This is a genomic window from Algibacter sp. AS12 (genome assembly GCF_046736315.1).
GTDB lineage: Bacteria > Bacteroidota > Bacteroidia > Flavobacteriales > Flavobacteriaceae > Algibacter_B > Algibacter_B amylolyticus.
The window spans coordinates 2,710,846-2,733,104 of sequence record NZ_CP151841.1 but is presented as its reverse complement, the minus strand read 5'-3'; the positions used below and the strand labels follow the sequence as shown (position 1 = coordinate 2,733,104).

12 protein-coding genes and 1 pseudogene are annotated in these 22,259 nt (G+C 34.9%); all 13 read right to left on the bottom strand.

Translation table 11 applies throughout. The features are described from left to right. Positions 1–291 precede the first annotated feature (291 nt). Positions 292–1,740, bottom strand: a complete 1,449-nt coding sequence (locus AAFN75_RS11365) for a hypothetical protein (RefSeq protein ID WP_411806424.1) — start codon at positions 1,738–1,740, stop codon at positions 292–294. Positions 1,741–1,839: 99 nt separating this feature from the next. Further along, positions 1,840–4,530, bottom strand: a complete 2,691-nt coding sequence (locus AAFN75_RS11360; RefSeq protein ID WP_411806423.1) for a carbohydrate-binding protein — start codon at positions 4,528–4,530, stop codon at positions 1,840–1,842. A gap of 95 nt (positions 4,531–4,625) precedes the next feature. Beyond that, positions 4,626–7,337, bottom strand: coding sequence for a carbohydrate-binding protein (locus AAFN75_RS11355; RefSeq protein ID WP_411806422.1), 2,712 nt, complete (start codon positions 7,335–7,337; stop codon positions 4,626–4,628). Positions 7,338–7,487: 150 nt separating this feature from the next. Next, positions 7,488–8,858, bottom strand: a pseudogene (locus AAFN75_RS11350) (sulfatase). Between the two features lie 3 nt (positions 8,859–8,861). After that, positions 8,862–10,307 (bottom strand): right-handed parallel beta-helix repeat-containing protein, encoded by a 1,446-nt coding sequence (locus AAFN75_RS11345; RefSeq protein WP_411806421.1) that lies wholly within the window; start codon positions 10,305–10,307, stop codon positions 8,862–8,864. Between the two features lie 21 nt (positions 10,308–10,328). Continuing rightward, complete coding sequence (locus AAFN75_RS11340; RefSeq protein ID WP_411806420.1) at positions 10,329–11,243, bottom strand: hypothetical protein; 915 nt, start codon at positions 11,241–11,243, stop codon at positions 10,329–10,331. 2 nt (positions 11,244–11,245) lie between these two features. Then, positions 11,246–12,679, bottom strand: coding sequence for a hypothetical protein (locus tag AAFN75_RS11335; protein WP_411806419.1), 1,434 nt, complete (start codon positions 12,677–12,679; stop codon positions 11,246–11,248). A gap of 31 nt (positions 12,680–12,710) precedes the next feature. Beyond that, a complete protein-coding gene (locus tag AAFN75_RS11330; RefSeq protein ID WP_411806418.1) occupies positions 12,711–14,084 on the bottom strand; it encodes a DUF1080 domain-containing protein in 1,374 nt (457 codons plus the stop codon). A gap of 88 nt (positions 14,085–14,172) precedes the next feature. After that, positions 14,173–14,550 carry a hypothetical protein gene (locus AAFN75_RS11325; protein WP_411806417.1) on the bottom strand — a complete coding sequence of 126 codons (378 nt, stop codon included), beginning with the start codon at positions 14,548–14,550 and terminating at the stop codon, positions 14,173–14,175. 163 nt (positions 14,551–14,713) lie between these two features. Then, positions 14,714–16,060, bottom strand: a complete 1,347-nt coding sequence (locus tag AAFN75_RS11320) for a family 43 glycosylhydrolase (protein WP_411806416.1) — start codon at positions 16,058–16,060, stop codon at positions 14,714–14,716. A 40-nt stretch (positions 16,061–16,100) separates the two neighbouring features. Further along, complete coding sequence (locus AAFN75_RS11315) at positions 16,101–17,636, bottom strand: sulfatase-like hydrolase/transferase (RefSeq protein ID WP_411806415.1); 1,536 nt, start codon at positions 17,634–17,636, stop codon at positions 16,101–16,103. Positions 17,637–17,642: 6 nt separating this feature from the next. Then, positions 17,643–20,288 (bottom strand): TIM-barrel domain-containing protein, encoded by a 2,646-nt coding sequence (locus AAFN75_RS11310; RefSeq protein WP_411806414.1) that lies wholly within the window; start codon positions 20,286–20,288, stop codon positions 17,643–17,645. 29 nt (positions 20,289–20,317) lie between these two features. Beyond that, on the bottom strand, positions 20,318–21,985 hold the full coding sequence (locus AAFN75_RS11305; protein ID WP_411806413.1) for a glycoside hydrolase family 172 protein: 1,668 nt from the start codon (positions 21,983–21,985) through the stop codon (positions 20,318–20,320). Positions 21,986–22,259: the final 274 nt, after the last annotated feature.

The window sequence follows — 22,259 nt, the reverse complement described above, 5'->3', positions numbered from 1 at the left end:
TTAGGAATAAAAATACAACTTAGCTAAAAGTAGACATATAAATTATGTTTCGTTCTCTATTAATTATAGTCTATAATTGACAAAAAATACACAAAACCTTACATTGCAATTAATAATTTAAAGAAGTACTTTAAAAACAGTCTGAATATGTCACGCCTTAGTTTAAAAGAACTCGTTTAACTAAAACGCCTTTAAGTACGTTTTTAACCACTGTTTTTACAGTAGCATTTACGTTATTTCAGACCATTAAAACTCAAAATAATATCTTGTTAGCAATACTAAGTGCAATAATTATTTATTGCATAATAGTGAACTAATTACCTTATTTTGGATGCCATTATCGATAATATCACCACAGGATTCCCCACTTGTATCTTTACTTTCTGTCCCTAAAATAATCGGGTAACCTGTTAAGTTTTTAATCTTGATATTGTTTGAAGATTGCTCCTTTACGCGACCTATAAGACCAATAGTTCTATTATCTCCAGATATTTCTAGTTTTAAGGATGAATTAAAATTGGTATCTGAACTTCTGAAAGTAATGTCGTGATTTTTCCCAATTATTATCGCAAGATGTTTACTGCCGTTATATTCGCCAACATCGGAAAGCAAAGTAATATCTGCCGTTATACCACTATCAGACTCATAATCTACCCCTAATGCAGGACCATAAATAGCATCGGAACTACAATTAACAATATCGCCAGAACCTATAGCAAAACCCCGTTCGCAACCAATAGATACACAACCCTCCACGTATTTTTTACCAGTAGCATGCGTTAAGGTTACGCCTGCTCTCATATTTTTAATCGTATTATTTAAAATCGTAGGGTTACTAGTTCCTCTTTTATAAGTAACGCCATCTATAACTGTTTCTCCACCACTATAAGCTCGAATACCTTCTTCTCCGGTGCTCACCATATAACCCGCCGGTAATTTATATTTCCAGACGGTCTTAAAATCGATGTCGTAAGCAGGACCAGAAGTTTCGGCAAGAATATCGTCTGTTTTACGCACTTCGCCTTCAATATAACAGCCTTCAATAATAGGTTTATCTGCCGCCTGCATATAAATGGCATGCCCATAAGATCTATGGATTAATGTACAGTTTTTTACATGATTAGATAAACCGCGAACCAACAAAGCACAATGTTTAAAATGCTTGATTGTAGTTGTAACTCCTTTTCCAAAAGCATCACCATAACCATATGGCCAAGACCCTTTAGTTGTCATATGAAATCCCTCTATTCTATTTTCCCTACCATCAATAACAATATTTGTTGCTCTCCAGGTAGGGTGATCATATACAGAACCTACATCTACCAAGGTTAAATTCTTTAAAATATTATTATTACCTGTTATATTTATTTCGAAAATATCATAACGGCCAAATGCTTTAAAAACCGCAGTTTCAATTCTTAAAGTTACTCCTGTAAAATCATAAGTACTGTTGGATCCTTCAAAAGGAAGTAATACTCTAATTTTACTAAACACAGAACTTTCACTACCAATTTTTCCTCTTTTTACATCATCTGCCGTAATAGTATACACACCAGGAGTCATTTTTACATGAACATTATCATCATCCAAGTAGGGTAATAACTGATTAATTGAATTAACAACGGTTTGAGATAACATTACTGAATTTGCAAATACAAATAACACCAATGCCAATAGCCATTTATAATTAGAAAAAGAAGGTTCCTTGGACTTATTCAATTCTATTAAATTCTTATTCATTTTTATTTCTTAAGAAGTTTAAAAGTTTCATAAAAACGTAATCTACCACAATAAAACAGATTACTAAACATCAAGTTTCAATTCTACTTTAAAACAACATTAAAGCTTAACTACTTTTTTGGTAATAACATGAGACTTATCACTAACTTTTAAAAGATAAATACCGCTTTGTACTCTAGTCAAATCAAGTATTGTAACACCTTTACTTATGGAACTTACTTCCAAAACTTTTTGACCGCTAATAGAGTATAATTCAATTTTTGTATTGTTATTTAGTTGAGCATTTACTAAAGAAACTAAAAGTTTATTCGTTGTAGGGTTTGGGTATAAATCTATATTATCTGCCAACGTATTTGATTTTACAGATAGGGATGTTGCCGAAAAGCTAAACCAATTTACATTAAAAATAGACCCTGTATTTGGGCTTTTAAACACAAAATAAACATCATGAATACCTCCTGCAAAAGATGTTAAACCAACTGATTCTGTTCCCCAACTTTGCCAATTACCAGTGTTACTAACAGGGATGGTGGCTATTAAACTACCCGCAACAGCATCGGTTCGTACTTCAATATAGCCTCCATCAGACTTACTTGATGTTCTTGCATTAACCGATTTAATCCCTTCCAAATCTATAGAATCAAATTTAACCCAATCTCCATTGGCAATATAACTAAGGTTCAATCCGCCTTCAGAACAATTTTCTGTTTCAACTCCGGACATGCTATCGTAACACTCCCCCTCCATTAATGCTGCTGTTTTAGGGCATGCATCATTCATTTCTTGACAAGTTACAAAAGTAATTATTGTATTATTTGTTCCATTATCTGTAACGGTTCCACCTCCACAACTTGTTATTGTATTTCCACTTGCACCAGATTCAAGAACAATATCATATTCTGTTTCATTTACTATATCCGAATTATTACCTGTTATAACAATGGCACGATCGGTAGTATCAATTGGCCCTTCTGTTCTGTGAAAAACAATGGTGTGATTGCTTCCTGTAAGATCCATTAAATTATGTGGTCCAGTAGCGTGAGGCGACGGAATTATAGTCCACTCGGCATTATAACCGTTCTTATTTCCTGCATTATCGGTTAATGGCGCATAAGAAAAATTACCCGAGGAATCGGAAATAATACCTGAATTTGAAGGTAGATTGAAGTTTGAACTTCCGCAATCTGTAGCCATAGAGTTAGAAATAGTAGCCGCACCTCCTAAATAGAAACGAAAGCCACCTCTCATTTTATCTGCCGTACAATTCTCTACAGTAGTGCTTCCGCTACCTGTATATGCCCTAAAAGCATCTTCACTAAGCGAATGATACTCATCAGTAGGAACGGGCCTATCATCTTCATGCGGCATTAGATAATTTGATCTATAAGGCAAATCGTAAGTATTCGTTTCGTTGTACAACTCTCCTGTTGCACGAACTCTACCATCTACAGTTGTATTTTTAATTACTGTTTCATCGGCATCGCCTTGCATAAATATACCATGACCGAAAGCTCTTTGGTGAAGCACAACATTATCAATTGTATTTCTTGGCCCATTAATCAATATCCCACAACGTTTATTTAATCCAAACGTATTACCCGCACCAATACCATAGATACTTCCGTAACCATAAGGAAATGACCCTCTTGTTGTTAAAGTAAAACCATCAAGTAAATTATCTGTACCCGAAATAGTAACAACGGCGTCGCCACCTAAACCATAAGCTAAATTATCTCTATCTTGATTGTACGCACTAAAATCTGTTATTTCGGTTAAGCCGTTATTGTAAGTGTCTTCAATTTCTCCACCAATAATTGTATTATTATTGCCTGTAACAACAAAATAAGTTTCATTAATGCAACCAACAGGCACTTCTATATATGCCCCCGTTAATGTAATGATATTATTTGACCCAGAAATTGTTATTACCCTAGAACCGCTTGGTAAATCATCTTCAAGATTGTAGGATCCTGACGCCAAAGTAATTTCTCTATCACTAAACTGTGAAGCAGCCTTAAAATCGGCCAAAGTATTTACTGTTACTTGTGAATCCTGTAATATTGCTACATCTTTTATTGACATATCTTCCCAAATAGCGGCATTCTGATAATCTGTTACATTATTTGTTGGTACATAAGCCGTTATATTTGCTGGAATACCATCCCAAAGAGCATTGATTATTGGCGGTGTAGAACCTTCGAGTATTAAGGTAACTACAGATGAACCTTGAAATGAATTCTCCTCAAAAGAAGTCATAGTTTCAGGAATGGTTAATGTAGTCAATGCAGGACAAGCTTTAAATGCTTGATTAGGCAATGAGGTTAGCCCCCCAAGATCTAAAGAGCTTAGATTATCGCTTTGCCAAAACATTTGAATACCAAAAGAGGTAATTGGGTTAGGAGGCAAAATGACTGATTCTAGACTATCTACATTACGGAAAGCTTTATCTCCAAATGTTTCTCCATCAAGGAAAACAATAGATGTCATGCTTGACATACCACGAAAACAATTTGCTTGAAATGTTTTATAACCTAATGGAATTGTAACAGACGTAATACTTGAACCTGTACCAGAACTACTTAAATTACCATGAACACCAGTAACATTATAGGTTGTTGCTGTTGCTGAATTTGTAGCACTAGTAGGAAAGGTTACATCTCCTGTGGCCGTAGTTGCAGAAACATAAGCATCTGAACCAACTACGGTAAACGTGTAGTCTCCATCTGTAAATTGCGCCGAAGCCAATGTAATAGTAAAAAAAGCTGCTAATAATAGTAATGTTTTTTTCATAGCTATTTAGTTTATAATAAAAAATTTTTGAATAATTGTAATAATGCCAGGGGTAACCTTAAGAGTCATTTAAACTTTTTCATTTGCCAAAAAAATTAAATCTTGACTATTTTCTTTGTAATCGTTTTAGATTTATCACTAACCTTTAGAACATAAACACCACTTTGTGCATTAGACAAATTAAGTGTTGTAGTCATGTTATTTATAGAATTTACTTCCAATATTTTTGGACCACTTAAAGCATACAAAGCAATTTTAGCATTACCATCTAAATTACTATTCAGTAAAGAAACTGTAAGTTCTTTTGATACAGGATTTGGATATACACTTATGTTACCAAGCAACGCATTTGAATCTATTGACAAAGCTTCTTCTGAAAACGCAAACCAATTCACATTAAAAATAGAACCGGTGTTCGCGCTTTTAAAAACAAAATAAACATCATAAACACCCTCAGTAAAACTTGGAATATCTACAGAATCGGTTCCCCATGATTGCCAACCTCCTCTATTGGGTACTGGAACAGTTGCTATTAATGTTCCTGATACAGTACCTAAACGCACTTCTATAAATCCGCCATCATATTTACTGGCAGTTCTTATATCAACGGATTTAATCCCGTTTAAATCAATATCCTCGAACATAACCCAATCTCCATCAGTAATGTAACTAAGATTCAAACCTCCTTCAGAACTATTTTCTGTCTCAACTCCAGACATGCTATCGTAACATTCCCCTTCCATTAATGCTACTGTTTTAGGGCATGCATCATTCAATTCTTGACAAGTAGCATAGGTTATTATCGTGTTACTCGTTCCATTATCTGTAACTGTTCCACCTCCACAACTTGTTATTGTATTTCCACTTGTACCAGATTCAAGAACAATATCGTATTCTGTTTCATTTACTATATCCGAATTATTACCAGATACTACAATGGCACGATCGGTAGTATCAATTGGCCCTTCTGTTCTGTGAAAAACAAGAGTATGATTATTTCCTGTTAAATTCATTAAATTATGAGGTCCCGTTGCATGAGGCGACGGAATAATTGTCCATTCCGCATTATACCCATTCTTACTTCCCGCATTATCTGTTAATGGGGCATAAGCAAAATTACCCGATGAATTATCTATAACACCATTTGATGGCAAATTGAAGTTTGAACTTCCGCAATCTGTGGCTACACAATTAATAACAGTAGCTGCGCCTCCTAAGTAGAAACGAAATCCACCTCTCATATTTTTTGCAGTGCAATTTTCAACCGTCACACTTCCGCTTCCTGTATAGGTTCTAAATCCATCTTCACTAAGAGAAAAGAACTCGTCCGTTGGAATTGGAAGAACATCATCACTAAAAGGCATCTCAAAATCTGTATCCGACGTTCCTGGTAATTTATAGTCTGATCTATAAGGGAAAGAATTAGGATCAGTTTCGTTATACAAATCTGCATAAGCACGCACACGACCTTCTACTAAACTGTTTTTTATAAGCGTTTCATCTGCATCACCTTGCATAAAAATACCATGCCCAAAAGCCCTCATTTGTAATTCTACATTGTTAAGGGTATTTCTTGGGCCATTAATCAATAAACCACTACGTTTTTTCATACCAAATGTATTATATTGATTAATACCATACATGCTTCCATATCCATATAGATGAGACCCACGCACTGTTAATTTAAGCCCGTCCACTAAATTATCGGCTCCAGAAACCGTCATATCCGGATCACCAAGACCATAAGCCAAATTAGCACTATCTTGATGATAAGCCACAAAGTCGGTTATTTCTGTTAACCCATTATTATAAGTATCTTCAATTTCACCGCCTATAATTGTATTATTATCTCCAGCAATAACAAAATAAGATTCCCCTATGGAACCTACAGGTACTTCTATATGCGCGCCCGTTAACGTAATAGTGTTGTTAGACCCAGACATTGTTATGACTCTAGAACCACTCGGCAAATCATCTTCAAGATTATAGGTTCCAGACGCCAAGGTAATTTCCCTGTCACTAAACTGTACAGCAGTTCTAAAATCGGCCAAAGTATTAACTGTTACTTGTGAATCCTGTAATATTGCCTTATCCTTAATAGTCATATCTGCCCATATTGGGGCATTCTCATAATCAGTAATATTAGCTGTTGGCACATAAGCCGTTATATTGGCTGGAATACCATCCCAAAGTGCATTAATAGTTGGTGGTGTAGCCCCTTCTAATATTAATGTTAGCACAGTTGTACCTTGAAAAGAATTCTCAGCAAAAGAGGTCATAGTTACTGGAATTGTTAGGGTATTCATTGCTGGACAAGCTTTAAATGCTTGATTAGGCAACGAAGTTACCCCCCCAAGATCTACAGAGCTTAGATTATCGCTTTGCCAAAACATTTGAATACCAAAAGAAGTAATTGTGTTAGGAGGTAAAACTACCGATTCTAGACTATCAAGATTACGAAAGGCTTTGTCGCCAAACGTTTCTCCATCAAGGAAAACAATAGATGTCATGCTTGCCATACCACGAAAACAATTTGCTTGAAATGTTTTATAACCTAAAGGAATGATAATAGATGTAATACCTGAACCTGAAGCACTTAAACCACCATCAACCCCAGTAACATTATAAGTTGTTGATGTTGCTGAATCTGTGGCACTAGTAGGAAAGGTTACATCGCCAGTTGCAGTTGTTCCAGAAACATAAGCATCTGAACCAACTACCGTAAACGTATAGTCTCCATCTGTAAATTGCGCCGAAGCCAATGTAATAGTAAAAAAAGCTGCTAATAATAGTAATGTTTTTTTCATGCTGGTTTAGTTTATTTACTTCAATAAAAACAAATTTATATCTATATAAACTAAACACCTATAACTTATAGGTCATTCTCTATAAAACATCAACGCTTTCAATTGTTCTAATTCTCAGAAACTATGTTATAATTAAAAAAAAGTTTTAATCTACTTAAAACTTGCCTTAACACTTTCTAATTTATCAGCTAATGTTTTAGCCTTTTCGGGAAATTGTTTTATAATGTTTTTAGACTCTTCTTTGTCTTTTGCTAAATTAAAAAGCTCCTCGTTTTTCTTTATTTTCACATATTTCCAATCTCCAATTCGTATTGCATCACCACGGAATAAATAATATGGCCTATCTAATTTAGTTGAATTATTACCCTTTAAAACCTCAGTTATATTTAATCCATCCAAGTTTCTATCTTTAGGTATTGAAATTCCTGCAATGCTCGCAAATGTTGGTAATATATCGAGTGTTGATGTTTGAATATTTGAAACTACTCCATTAGGCACAGTTCCCGGTTGCCAAACTATGCAGGGCACACGACTTCCATCTTCGTATGGACTAAATTTTCCATCTCGAAATGGTCCAGCACTACCCGCGTTTAATTTTTTACTTAACCAAGGGCCGTTATCAGAAGTAAAAATAACCATAGTATTTTTATCTAAACCCTGTGCTTTTAAGGTTTTTAGAATTTCACCAACCGACCAATCTATCTCTTCAATAACATCACCAAACAGACCACGTTCCGTTTTACCTGCAAATTCTTTTGAGGCAAAAAGCGGTATGTGCGGCATACTATGCGCTAAGTATAGAAAAAATGGGTTCTCTTTATTTTCTGAAATGAATTGTTTAGCTTTTTCGGTGTATTTTTTGGTAAGTTGAGATTGGTTTACTGGCCATTCAACAACCTCATTCCCTAACATTATAGGCATTTTGCTTCGAAATTTCTTTTTCGGATTTTCCCTCTTGTAGTCGGTAACCGTTAAGCCTTCGTTTAAAGTAACATTTTTGGCCAAAGGAATTTCGAGCGCTTGCCACATATCGTTACTAAAAGGAATGCCGTAATACATATCGAAACCTTGAGCTGTAGGAAGATATTCCGGTTGATGCCCTAAGTGCCATTTACCAACCATACCAGTTTGATAATTTTTCTGTTTGAGCATTTCGGCAATTGTAATTTCAGTATTTGGCATTCCACCCTTACTTTAAGGCCAAAACACTTTACCATTGTGCCCCCAACGTTGCGCATAACGCCCTGTTAACAAACCAGCACGAGATGGCGTACAAATAGAACTTGACACTGAAAAATCGGTAAACCGCATACCTTCAGCCGCCATAGTATCCAAATGCGGCGTTTCATAACCTTCCGCTCCATAACAACCTAAATCGCCATAGCCTAAATCATCAGTATAAATAATTATAAAATTAGTTGAATTGACTGTACTTCTGAGTTCTTTTTTCACTACTGATTTACACCCAACTAGTACTCCAAAAACACTTAAAAACGTAATTATAAATTTAATTACATTCATATTTTAAATTTTATTTTTAATCGAATTATTTTCACCTAAATCTGCAACCTTACCTAAACTTTCAATATTGTTATCTTCTGAAAGACTTCCCAAAATAACAGGATATTCAGTTTCATTTTTAATAGAAATATTTGAAGCCCGATAAGTTACATCTCCAAAATGGGTATTAAAATTGTCGTCATATCCCTTTGGAACCCCTGGATAACTTGTAGTTAAAAACTCGAACCTTGCTTTATACCCAACTACAATTGGTCTTAATGTGTTATCAATTTCACCAGCATGTTCTGCTCGTTTTATCGTGATGTTATGGCCTCGGCCTTTTATAGCCGCAAACACATGGTTGCCAACAGCGTGTGGTGCAGGTAATACAGTAAGGTCTATTTTTTGGTTTGAAACTTTATCAAAATGCATGTATAGCAGCGGCCCATAAGCTGCATTGCCTTTGCAGTTAATTAATTCGCCTCCATTATTTAAAGAGTAGCCTTCTACAATACAATCTAAAACTGTGCTATTACTCACTTTAACATCGCCTTTTGCCATGTATAACTTTATTCCACCTCGACATTTAACCACTTTACAATTTTCTACAGTTACAGAACCTGGAATGTTATATGCTCTAATACCATCTTCAGTAAGGTTAAACATCACATCGCGTGGAATAGGGAGCCCTTGCATTGGTCCAATAGGCATTTTATAATCGAATCGTTTAGGTAAATCGCCGTCGTTAGTTTCGGCATAAGTGTCGTTACTTGGGCGTACAGCACCTTCAATATAGGTGTTTTTTATTAGTGTTTTATCGGCATCTTTCTGCATATAAATAACATGCCCGAACGCACGATGTTGAAATTCGCAGTTATCCACCGTATTACCAACGCCCGTAATTAATAATGCGCAGCGCTTATCTAGCCCCGTGGCATTACCTCTACCAATTCCGTACATATTACCATAGCCATAAGGAAACGAACCACGCACGGTTAATTTTATACCTTCAATAGTGTTTCCGTTACCCGAAACCCTAATATTTGCACCACCCTTAAGACCTTTTGCTAAAGTTTTTCGGTTTTGATTATAACTTCCAAAATCGGTAACTTCGGTCATGCCGTTTTGATAGGTATCTTCAAAAACACCACCACTGAGCGTGTTGTTTGAACCTGTAAAATTAAAATGAGCATCTTTACAAGTGCCCACAGGGAAATTAATGTAAACTCCTGAAAGGTTAATAGTATTGTTTGAGCCCGAACACACGATACTTCTTTCATCTTCAGGTAATTCAGTAATAATATAATCGCCAGGTTTCATCACAATAATTTGATTACTGCTTTTAACAGCATCTTGAAGTTCAGCAAGATTAGACACCTGTATTTCTAACTGCTTCATTTGATTGATATTTTGAAACGAAACAAACAGTAACACTGGCATTACTATTATAAAAAGTATTGTAGACTTCATAATCTTTGTTTAATTCTTAAATTAGTTTAAAACGGGGTTTTCCATAATTTCTTTAGCTAGCTCTGGACTTGTTTTCTCAACACCAGTGAACAAATACACAACCATACCAGCATCCGAAGGATCAAAATCACCTTTTTTAACACATGTTTCTAATCTTGTATAAAGCCATTCCCAAGCACCGTTTTTATATGCATTATTGTTTCGTGCCTCTGAAGTTTTTATCCAATCGAATTTTTCTTTTGGAGCTTTTAATCCTTCGTAATCCTCACGTCCATTTTGATCTGTAATATGAATACAATTTAAACGGCCTCCTTCTTCACCCGAAAAAGCAGTTTTAATTTCTTTAAACGTCCAACCTGAATGGGTATCCCAAAACTGTTTATGTGGTTTATCACTATGATTATCGTTCCAGCCGGAATGCGAAATGAGGCTTACATATTGACGTTTAGATACATCGGCACGATTAATAGCTTCACCAACAACCTGCATAGGTCCAGCTGCAATAATAACTAAAGGATTTTCTTCTGAAGATTTATTGATTTCATCTCGCAAAGCGGTATAAGCAACCTCAGCATTATCGACAGCACAAATAAAGTTTGTATTATTAAAACCAAACCATTCGCCACCTTTCAAAGCGCTTTCACGCATATGTTGATAAGAATTTAAACCAGATTTTGAAGTTGGATGATCTTGATTACTGCCCCAAACATGATCGCTATAGGTATAAAGCACCAAATTATCTTGAAGTCCCTTGGCTGCCACTAAAGCCAAACTTAATGGTGTTGCAGCCCAATCGTCATGGTCATGCTCATTACCATCAGAACTAATGGCTATTCTTCCTTTTCCTTGCCAAACTGGTGTTTGTGCAAAAATTTTTCCCACATTCAACATGGAAATAATTAATGCGCAAGTAATAATAAGTTGTCTATTTTTCATGTCTAATTAATATGCTTTATGTTATTATTAGTTCCTAAATCGGAAACCTCACCAATAGATTCCCCGGTTACTTTACTACTCTTAGCTGATAAAAATATTGGATAACTAGTTAGGTTATCTATTTTAAAACTTCCTCCTTTAAAATCGTTTTGATGTGGAAAATTTCCGTTCATTAATCTAATATTTCCTTTTTCGCCTCCTACTTTTATAGTTAAACCTTTATGCAAAGTACTTTCATTAGATCTTAAAGTGATATCATGACCACTTCCGCCAATATAAGCGACGCTACCTGAGCCATTATAATATGGGTCGATTGCCGGAATAATAGTAATATCAGCATTGTAATTTTTATCGTTTTCATAAGTTGTAGAATACACAGGGCCAAAAGCACAATCTGCTTTACAATTTACTACTGTTCCTGATCCTAAAGAATAACCATTTTCGCAACCGATAATCGTACAACCTTCAACATATTTATTACCTACGGCATGCGACAATGTAACACCTGTGCGCATATATTTTATGGTACAATTTAATACCGTTGGGTTGGATGTCCCTCTTTTATAAACCTTGCCATCAATAATAGTTTCACCAGCATTATACGCTCTAATTCCTGCTTCACCGGTGCTTAACATATAACCTTTTGGTAATTTATAGCCCCAAACGGTCATAAAGTTAACATCGAAAGCTGGACCAGAAGTTTCCGCCAACATATCGTCGGTTTTACGAACTTCACCTTCAACTACACAACCTTCAATAGTTGGGTTACTAGCAGCTTGTGTAAAAATACAATGCCCGTAACTTCTGTGTATAAACGTTGAGTTTTTAAGATGATTAGATTCCCCACGAATTAAGCAAGCACTGTGCTTTTGATGTTTTATTACCACTTTACCACCTTTACCAAAAGCATCACCATAACCATAAGGGAAAGACCCTTTTGTGGTAACATGAAACCCTTCAATTCTATTATGAGCGCCATCCATAACAATATTAGTAGCACGCCTTGTTGGAGCATCGTGAACCGAACCATTATCGACCATGGTTAAGTTTTTAAGCACGTTATTATTACCAATAATTTGAAGTTCATTAACCTGATTCTTACCAAAGGATTGAAGTACTTCAGTATCAACACTTATGGTTACATCGGTAAAATCATAAGTACTATTATTACCTTCAAAAAGAAGTAAAACGCTACTGGTGTTTTTTAACTTCATTTCTTTTTTATACAACCCATTCTTTACATCGGCTGCTGTTATAGTATAAACGCCTGGTGCTAACTTAACCTCGACATTATCCTTTTCTAAAAAAGGCATTAATTCACTTAATGAATTTACTGTGGTTTGGGCATTTATATTAGTTAAACCTAACACCAAAAACAGCAGCAAAAACATCTTAGCCTCTTTATAATTATAGTTAAACGCACTTTTAATCTTCATAACAATTCTTTTTGATTTTTTACTTTTAAACTTAAAGTTCTTTTATTTTTATTTTTCTATAAATTACCTCAGCATATTCAGCTTGCAAAGCAATAAATCCAGATTTTAGGGATAAACCTCCATAAGTTGCATTGGTAATTTCATTTATTAAAACACCATTTAAATAGTATTTAGCCGAGTTTCCTCGAACTTTCAACAACACTTTGTTCCAGCCCGGTTTTTCTTCATCTGTCCATTTTTTTGAACTACTATAATCTCTCTTTTCAATTTTTATAATTTCTCCGTTTTTTAAAACATCACAATGCGCTCCCATTATATTCCATAAATCGCCACAATCGCCTTCCTGTATTTGATATTCTAAACTTGGTGGCCACGCATAAGTACCTATTGGACAATGATATAAAAGGCCCGCATCGCGGATTTTTTCTAGACGAGGTTCAAAGCAACGTTTGCCCCATTTAAATTCGAATTTTAGGTCGTATGACTTATAAGCTTTTTTTGTAACCGCAATACCGTAAGGCGCGGCCGTTTTCTGCCACTTATACATACCTTTAAGTTCTTTTCCGGTATACTCAAACATAGCATTAGCTTCTTCAGCAGTGGCATCTCCATGAACTATAAAATCATAATTAGGACCTGTTTCTTTTCTGTTTTGAAAAAGGTCAACCCATTTATTAGGTTTAGATAACCGAATATGATTCAAATCTCTTACCCTAATATTCTTAAATGCCACTGGCCCGTGCCCACCTTGTAACCGGAACGGAGCACTTGCAACTTCTATTTTTGATAACGCACCTTTGGTTGGCCCAGACAATTCAACGTTATCATGAATTACAACGCCGTTAAGAATCACTTTATCAAATTGAGCATTCTTTATTTTCTCTCCACTAGAATTAAATTTTGCTGCCTTAAAAATAACATCCAAACTCTGCCATTCACCAGGTGCTTTACAAGCATTTGTTCTTGGAGCATAACCGCCATAACCTCTTTCTGCCTCTGGTTTACTTTCATCCCAGCGTTGTTGAATACCTCCACAATCATAAAAAGTAAGATCTGTTGCTCCCCAACTGTCGAAAAGTTGAATTTCATATCTACTCTGAATATAGATACCAGAATTTGAACCTTTAGGAAGCATAAATTCAAGATGAAGTTCCATGTCTCGGTATTCCTTTTTTGAGACCAAATACTTTGCCTTACCTTTCTCTCCATTTACAAAAACTCCCTTTCCAGAAGAAAAACTAAGTTCCTTAGTATTTAATGTATCTAGGCTGATTGCTTTTACTTCAATCCAGCTGCCTATTGGTTGTTTAAAATCATTTAATAACTCTAGTTTTATTTGAGCAAATGAAGCACTAGCGTACAAAGTTATTAAAACTAATAGTAGCTTATTTTGATATTGTTTCATTTTTAGTGATTTTCTTAAAAGTTAAGTTTATATTGTAATTTGGAAATTAAATTCAATACTTTAGAATGTTATTTTTAACATTTTGAGATTAAAAACGACTGGTAAACAGCATCCAGAAACTACTAATAATTGTTACTATAATACCAAATACCCCTAAAGCAATTAAAAGTTTACCTATTAAAACTAATATTTGATTAATCTCAAAAGTTTTGTCTTTACCGTAGGTTAATGCGGAGCTATTTTTTCCTAAAAACTTTATACCGTATTTAAAGGCTTCGAATGATTCACTAAAAAAATTACCGTAATTCACTTCTAATTCTGGTTGATAATCGTCCTTTATAAAAGTGAAAGTGTTTTTAAAATATGCAATACATTGTCTATGTCTAATAAGTAAGACGCCCCACAGTATGGCTATGACATTTCCTATTAATGCCAAGAAAAAATTAATAATTCCTACTAAAATCATACTATCTATTTAAATTTTAGATAAAATTACCTAAATCTAAAACGACGATGTATAAACTATGATTCAAATGGTATTAATTATTAGTCTAAAGGAAGTCTAGCTCTCCGTTTGCTGTAGAAGTTAAAAAACACGTTCCAAAAATCGACTAAAAATAAACTTAGGATTAATCTTCAAAAACTTGAACCAATTTTACGTAATCAATTGCAAACTCCCCTTTCGATGGTTTCCAATCTCTTTTTAATACACGTATTAAATTATCTCCCGATTTTAAATCAACCATTCCAAAATCTATTTCCTTAAACCCTTTTGATTGCGGAAATTTAAATTCTCTATAAGCATGACTATTAATTAAAATATCATGATTTGATTCTCCATCGGGTGATGCATAACTTACTATGAAACGATATTTAGCTGGTTTTGCCACCTGAGCTAAAATTGATACATGATCATAAGGATTATCAAAATTAGTTACATACCCCTTACCACTAAATCCTTTTATCCAAGTATCCACAATCACATTATATAACTCTCCACCAGCAGCAAATCCATTTTCAGCTTCTAAATGCAAGGTTGTTATAGTTCGTTTTGCATTTTCTAGTCCCTCTTTTGTTGGAACAATAGGTAAGATATCTCCATTTTTATCATAATGTAAATAATCTGCCATAACGTTTCTAGTTTCGCTCAAACCACCCGACAACCATGCACTGTGGTAAAACATCATGTCTTTTCCTTTGTAGGTAACAATACCGCCGTGATTGGTTCCACTTTGCCCCTCAAAATCGTCTATAAACACATCCTTAAATTCATAAGGCCCTAATGGCTTATCTGCTACTGCATAGAACATTTTTTCTGGCCATCGCCTTGGTGTTAAACCAGGGTATGTTAAATAATATTTATTGTTGCGTTTGTGTACCCACGGACCTTCGAACACATGTGTTAATTGTTTTGTTAAATCTACATAGGTTTCAGGTTTTATGGACATTAAATCGGCATTTAACTCGGCTGCAAAACATTTACGATCGTGCCCCCAAAATAAATATGGTGATCCATCATCATCAATAAACAAAGCTGGATCTTGACCAAACTCCACACCTTTTACATAACCTAAATCTGTAAATGGTCCCTGAGGAACATCGCTACGTGCAATCCCTGTTCTAAACAATCCAATTCCAGCTTCTTTCATGCAATAAATTAAATAATATTGACCGCGATAGTAAGCCGCATCCATGGCCCAAGCATGACTCTCTGCCCAATCTACATTATCTAAATGTAAAATACGACCGTGGTCTGTCCAATTTACCATATCTGTAGTAGAAAAGGCATGATAGCCTGTCATACCATAATGATTGTTCGACCCCGGTTCATCATGAGATGTATATACCCAAAGTTTGTTTGGATTATCCGGCCAAACATGAGGAGAAGGATCGGCTGTAAAAACATGCGTAAATACGGGGTTTTGAGCGTTAACTTTTATTCCTATTATTAATAAAAAGAATAGTATTAACTTCATTTTATAAATTCTATAATTTAATTTCTTTTGGCACATAATTTTAATGTATTGCCTTTTGATATAAATCTTCCGTTTGTTTTCGTAACTGCTTAAGCACCTTTTTATACTTGGAATTATTTACAAGGTTATTTTGCTCTAATGGATCGTTATCAATATCATACAACTCTTCAATTTTAGGTGTATGTTCATAATAGACGAAATATTTATAACGATCTGTTCTAACACCATGCGACCGGTAGGATTTGTTTTCCTCAATCAATCTTTGGTTAGCTTTCAAAACGACTGCTTCAGGCTTACCTCGTTGATGAAACATATCGACCAAAAACAAATCTTCCATAAAAACAGCGTCACGCCATTGAGACATATCTTGTGTTTTATTTAATACAGGAACAAAATCTTTTCCTTGCATGCTTTTAGGCGCTTCAACCCCTGCAAATGATAAAATAGTTGGAGCCATATCCACCGACGAAATTAATGCATTTTCTCTACGTGCATTGTCATTATTTGCTATACGACCATCATAAACTATTAATGGCGCTTTTACCGATTCTTCATACAACAAACACTTATCAAACAATCCGTGAGATCCTTGAAAACGACCATTATCACTAGTATAAATAATAACAGTATTTTCTAAAATGCCTTTTTCCTTTAGTTTTTTGACTAAAAAACCAACTTGCTCATCAACAGTATAACCTTGAGTTGCAAAACGTTGTACTAATCTTTGATGTTGCTCTGGCGTAGAAGACCTTTCTTTGTGCAAACGATAACCTCTAGCATTTTCTTTTACCACTTTAGGCAATTCTTCATTAGTGCCTTTTACCCAGTTTTCTGGTACAGAAAATATATTGTTTTTAAATAAATCGTAGTGAGGCATATACATATGAGCATTACTATCATGTTTTACCGCATAAAAACTAACTGATAAACAAAAAGGTTGATCTTTAGGTTGCGTGTCTATAAAACGAAGCATGGCCTCACCTGTTCTTAAAGTTCTCGTTGAATTTTGCCTTCCTTCTTGGTAGATTCTTTCCAATTCTGAATCACGTTCTGGCCAAATCACTAATCCTTTTTCATCTGTTGTTTCACTACCAGCAAAAAAATCAAATGTATTTGATAAGTTTTCTTTGTAGAAATGTTCTTTTGGTGTGCTAGGTCTTTGTGCTTCTTTTGAAACCGTAAACCCAACTTTACCTACAAACCCTGTTCTGTACCCTTCTTTTTTCAATAAAGCAGGGTAACTTCTAGAAAAATCATCCTGAGATAGTGTAAAATTATCAGGAGCGACAAAACCTACTCTATGACTAGAGTTGTAACGCCCTGTCATCATGGTTACACGACTTGGCATACAAATAGCTACCGCATAAAAAGCGTTATCAAAAACTACACTTTCTGTTGCTAATTTATCAATATTAGGGGTTTCAAACTCAGGTTTACCATAACACCCCATATTATCCCATCGCTGATCGTCGGTCATTAAAAAGATAATATTTGGTTGCTTGTTTTGCGCAAAGCCTTTAAAAATGGAACCGAAACTCGATAATAAACAGGCTATTACTATTAATTTGATTTTCATTGGTTTTTAAAACTTAATCGTTAATTCGTTTCCAAGAAAAAAGTCACCATCTACATACTCTTCACCTGCCAATTTAAATAAAAATTGTATTGGGTTATTTTCAAAACCATAATAAACTTCCCTGCCGTTTTTTACAGTTAGGGTTCTATTTTCTTCTGAATAAGAGAACTTAACTTCGGAATACATTCCTTTTTCGTAATTATACGATTCACCATCATCTAAATACAAGGTGTATTCTGCGTCTTCACCAGGATAAATTATAATATCAATAATTGCTGGCGATTTAGTTCTTTCCGTAGCATATTGCACTTTTTGTCCAACTGGCAAAATACTTCCAGCTTTTACAAATAAAGGTGTTTCATCAAATGGAGTTTCTACTGTAATTGTAGAGTTACCCGCTACCTTTTCATCATTCCAAAAATTATACCAAGTCCCTTCTGGTAAATATATGTCTTTTGTTCTTTGCTTATATTTTGTTACAACACCTACCATTAAAGATTCGCCAAACATAAACTGGTCTTTAATACCCCAAGTATTTTTATCATTTGGATATTGGTAGGCCAAAGGAGCCATTAACAACCTTCCTTCGTCGGTAACTCGCCTTGCTTCTGAGTAAATATATGGCATCAATTGATAACGGGTATCGATAAATTTACGTGCCATATCTTCAAATTCTTGCCCGTATCTCCAAATTTCGGTTTGAGATTTATAACCATGAATTCTAAAAACGGGACTAAACGCTCCAAACTGAAACCAACGTGTTAGCAATTCAACATATTCTGGGTTGGTATATTGATTGTCGAATTGCGGATTAATAGATTTAGAATCTCTAAAAAAGCCACCAATATCGTGTGTCCAATATGGAATACCAGCCATTGTAAAATTAAGTCCGGCAGCTATTTGCTCTTCCAACTGCTCCCAAGATGCCTCAACATCGCCCGACCAAGATGTTGCTCCATAACGTTGTTGACCCGCAAAAGCAGATCGCGTTAAATTAAAAACACGCTCGTTAGGAAACTCTTCTCTTCTCCCTTCGTACATGGCCCTTGTAACTTCTAACGAATATGGGTTTTGCACTTGTTCAAAGCGACCCACGGCTGTCATTTGTGTAGCGTCTGAAACACCTTCTGGTTCTGTGCCATCTAACCAAATAGAACTTACACCATTATGAAACATAGAATCACTAATCATTCGATAAAAACGCTCGCTAACTCCTTTATCGTAAACATCGATATAGTTACTACTTCGTATTTTTTTTATGTCGTATTTTTTCTCTAAGGCTTCGTTTTTCACCTCTGGCCAAACCGAAACCATAAGTTTTAAATTTAATTTGGTAACCTCGTCTACCATAGCTTTTGGGTCTGGGTATTTTTTACGATCCCATTCTGGCCCTTTTGTCCCTTTTGGCCAATAAAACCAATCTTGAACAATATTATCAAAAGGAATTTTACGATCTCGCATTTCGTTAGCGTTTACTAGCAATTCCTCTTGTGTAGCATAACGCTCTCTACATTGCCAAAATCCGTAAGCACTTTTTGGAAACATTGGTGCTTTTCCTGTAAGATTTTGATATTCTGAAATAATAGCTTCTGGATTTTCCCCTTGTACTAAATAATAATCAATGGCATTACCATGTGTACTACTAAACACGGTTTTATTAAAATCGGGCTCATTATAATATAAATTACCTGGTATTTTAGCTCCAGTATTTTGAAAAACCACCTTATAACTTTTACCAGCCTCTAAATGTTTTTTACCTGAATAGCGACGCGGCATCCAAATTGTAGAGTAATTAATAATAGCATCGCCATTAATAGAAACAGTAATTTGTCCTCGCATTCTACCATCGTTATCACTTAAAGCCATAAACGTATACTCACCTGTTTTTGTTGGTATAAAAGTAGTTTCGCGAATGTTTTTCTTTACATTTTCTTTGGTCATATGAGCCGCCACATCTTCTTTTTCCCCTTCAACTACAACAACTTTTTCATTTTTTTCGGTTGCTATGTTTTCTGCGGAAGCAAACTCAATTTCATTTTCAGGTTTATTAAAATCTGTTAGACTATAGTTATGCCAGTAAATACCATATCCTTTTGTAGACACTAAAAACGGAACAGCAATTTCTTGATTGTATTGTTGCAAACGAATAGGTACGTTTTTCCAATTCATTATACCACTCTGAAACTGACCTAAACCATACAAGGCCTCATCGCCTGCTGCAAAGGCTTGCGACACATTTATTTCTGTTTCTGTGCTTGGGGTTAAATATGTTAATTCGTTAGTTTCTGAAACTAAATTTTCATTATCCTTGTTCTGATACTCAATAACTCCATTCGCATATACTAATACATTAAGCGCGCTAGTACTTATTGTTAAAACATCTCCGGTATCGACTAATTTCCAATCTACATTTTGAGGTTCTAAAACCGTAACATAATCTGGAATACTAGTAGGCTCGCTCCCTATTTTAATTTTATTAACGTGAATAATAGATGGGTTAACCACCTCGATAGAAATGATAGTGCTATCTTGACTTATGGTTACGCCGTGTTCTGTTTTTTCGAATTTGTGCTTAAATTTTGATTGACAACTCGCCAATAAAAAAACAAAAAACAATAGACTAATGGTACTGATTTTCTTGATACTTTGCATGAACTCTGAATTTAGTTTGGTTTAGTTGGTTATTTTGTATTATTTGGAAATCCTTTTGGTAAAGGTGGTACATTTAATACCTCTTTCTCGTTAGCTACTCGGTTTGATGTCGTTTCTCTATCGCCATACCAATAAACTCCAACGCCATAACCCATGTCACAATCGGTCCAGCTCCAAACTTCCATATCTAATTGTAGTGAGCTACTAAATGGCATACCGTCCAAAGCACGAGTTCTAGTTTCTGTGCTATAACCTGAGGTGTTTTTTCCTTTGACTCCTTTAGGTTTTCTATTTAGCTTATTATAAACGTTGCTCACAGGTTGCGCATGAAACGGATGCTGATAAAAATCGGTACTCTTTCCTCCCCAAGAATAGGCATAATAATCCTCGGTACCTGTTCCGAATATTGATGGAAAATCTTCGCCATCTACCCAAATTTTCTCATCGCCTTCTCCCCACCATCTTTTTACAGGGTTCATAACCGTTAAAGCATCACCTACATAAACTCCACGGCCTTTAAGGGTAACGTAATTCCAATCGGAAAACGGACGCGTGGCCACAGGATATTGGCCATTCCAAGCTGCATTAAAATACATGCTGTTTTCATCCCATTTCCATTTACTCCCTGTGACCTTTAAATTAAAATTCACCGATGTTTCCCCTAAATTAATTAAAGATACTTTGGCTGTATTCTGAAATGGCATAACCCATCTACAGGTCATTGTGCCATCATCACTTACAGTTCTGTTCCATCCTTTAAAAGGGTTTAACCCAATACCACTACCAAAAAAATCTCCAATAGGGCACCAAACTGTTTGCGCCTCATCAAACTCCATTTTTATAACTATAGATCGTGTTATTTCTGGATTTCTATAATCATCTAATTTTACGCTAACTTCCCTAATGGATCCATTTTCTCCTTTGGGTAATGATATAGATTTCTCATCTTTAGAGTCTAATTTAGATGTAATAGAATAATCTCTACCTTGTACATAAAATTCAGGGTTCAACAAGGATTCACCAACCTGATTGGTTAAAGGCAATAACTCATAAAATTCTTCTTTTGTAAATGTTTTAATAGCAGTACCCTCATCATACGCTCTGTAGGTAAATTGATAGAAGAATGGTTTTTCGCTTGTTGTTATTTTACAACCTTTAGCATAAGGAATTGGAAAAAAGGATACCGCAGACCGCAATGACTGGTGTGCTAAAGGATATGGAATTAATCCCGTTCCATCTAACAAACCAAGCATATTACCTTCTAAAACAGGCTCATCACTGCCGTCTAAATAAATTTTAATTATAATATCTGTATTTGGCTCGCCAGCACTTAAAAAAGGCATCCAAGTACGAACAATAGCACCTGGCCCTACATGATCCATTAATACCCATTCTTTCTGTCCATTTTTCTCTTCGGTTCTAATAAAATTATGGTCTTCCGGTTTTTCCTCCTTATTAAAATCATGGTTATTAAACCACCCTACTGAGTCTGTTGGAGTTTTAGAAGCTCTATTATAACTACTCTCTTGTTTAAGTCTAAAATCATTTTTAGGAAAACTGGCTATAGCATCTCTATCAACCATTTGGTTTAATAATGACTCAATAGATATTTTTTTTTCAATTTGAGCAGACAAATAGTTTGTACAAACTAAAATTAAAAGACATAGGATAGAACTTTTAAACTTTATTTTTTTCATATTAATTTTTAATGGCAAGTAAGTATTTAGTTAACAATTATAAAAATTTCAACAAGCAAACTGTATAAACTATGAATCATTATTTATAACATATTACCTTATTTATTAATATTAAGACACTTTATGACAATGCCTTATTTATAAACTAATATTACTCGCAGGTTTAACTTAAAAAGATCCCATAAAACTAATCAGTTCTTATTAAAAATTTCCAAGTTTAAATGATCTCAAATAAGTTTGTCTTATTCTTAAAATGACACACAAAAAACAAATA

Bases quoted from the DNA above. Each gene is read 5' to 3' on its own strand.
- AAFN75_RS11335 (WP_411806419.1), bottom strand. From the start codon at position 12,679: ATGAAGATTAAAAGTGCGTTTAACTATAATTATAAAGAGGCTAAGATG.
- AAFN75_RS11325 (WP_411806417.1), bottom strand. From the start codon at position 14,550: ATGATTTTAGTAGGAATTATTAATTTTTTCTTGGCATTAATAGGAAAT.
- AAFN75_RS11305 (WP_411806413.1), bottom strand. From the start codon at position 21,985: ATGAAAAAAATAAAGTTTAAAAGTTCTATCCTATGTCTTTTAATTTTA.
- AAFN75_RS11345 (WP_411806421.1), bottom strand. From the start codon at position 10,307: ATGAAGTCTACAATACTTTTTATAATAGTAATGCCAGTGTTACTGTTT.
- AAFN75_RS11320 (WP_411806416.1), bottom strand. From the start codon at position 16,060: ATGAAGTTAATACTATTCTTTTTATTAATAATAGGAATAAAAGTTAAC.
- AAFN75_RS11315 (WP_411806415.1), bottom strand. From the start codon at position 17,636: ATGAAAATCAAATTAATAGTAATAGCCTGTTTATTATCGAGTTTCGGT.
- AAFN75_RS11340 (WP_411806420.1), bottom strand. From the start codon at position 11,243: ATGAAAAATAGACAACTTATTATTACTTGCGCATTAATTATTTCCATG.
- AAFN75_RS11360 (WP_411806423.1), bottom strand. From the start codon at position 4,530: ATGAAAAAAACATTACTATTATTAGCAGCTTTTTTTACTATTACATTG.
- AAFN75_RS11330 (WP_411806418.1), bottom strand. From the start codon at position 14,084: ATGAAACAATATCAAAATAAGCTACTATTAGTTTTAATAACTTTGTAC.
- AAFN75_RS11355 (WP_411806422.1), bottom strand. From the start codon at position 7,337: ATGAAAAAAACATTACTATTATTAGCAGCTTTTTTTACTATTACATTG.
- AAFN75_RS11365 (WP_411806424.1), bottom strand. From the start codon at position 1,740: ATGAATAAGAATTTAATAGAATTGAATAAGTCCAAGGAACCTTCTTTT.
- AAFN75_RS11310 (WP_411806414.1), bottom strand. From the start codon at position 20,288: ATGCAAAGTATCAAGAAAATCAGTACCATTAGTCTATTGTTTTTTGTT.